Here is a 558-nt window from a genome sequence, read left to right on the forward strand (position 1 = left end):
CCCTACCTGCTGGCCCCGGGCTACTTCGCCGACAAGATTCGCCGCGACACCCTGGCGGCGGGCGCGCACACCGTGGCGGCCGTCCTCGGCCCCTCCCCCGAACTCGCCTCCCTCGTCCTCCAGCGGCACACCGAAGCACTGATCGCTTCGGACCTCACCGCCGGCGCATAGGCCCGGTCACCCTTCGCGGCCGGTGATGCGGGCGAGGCCGAGGACCACCCGGGCCGCGATCTCGTCCGGCCGGCGCGTCGTGGCCAGGGTGCGGTTCTCGGCGTCGGAGAGGCCGTTGCGCGGCCTCTCCCGGGCGAGGGCACGCAGGCGCTCAAGCCCGCCGGTGAGGCGTGGGTCGGTGGGATCAGCGGGTCGTTCGTCATCGCGCATGCCGAGCGCGCGGGCGATGCCGGCCGTCACGCCGCCGACACCGGCGGCCGGGTACAGGGGTGTGCCGGTGCCGAGGGCCAGCAGGGCCTCCTCTCCGACACCAGGAAGGCGGTGTATCCGCCGGCCCCGGCCAGTGCCCCGGCGACGGCCGCCGCGGCCACGCGGAACGCCTGACTC

General features: G+C 75.8%; 1 pseudogene. It reads right to left on the reverse strand.

What is annotated here, in order from left to right:
* Window positions 1–177: 177 nt before the first annotated feature.
* Window positions 178–558: pseudogene (locus C1I98_RS42445) on the reverse strand (hypothetical protein); the annotation flags it as partial.

Source organism: Spongiactinospora gelatinilytica, from assembly GCF_003236385.1.
GTDB classification, from domain to species: Bacteria; Actinomycetota; Actinomycetes; order Streptosporangiales; family Streptosporangiaceae; genus Spongiactinospora; species Spongiactinospora gelatinilytica.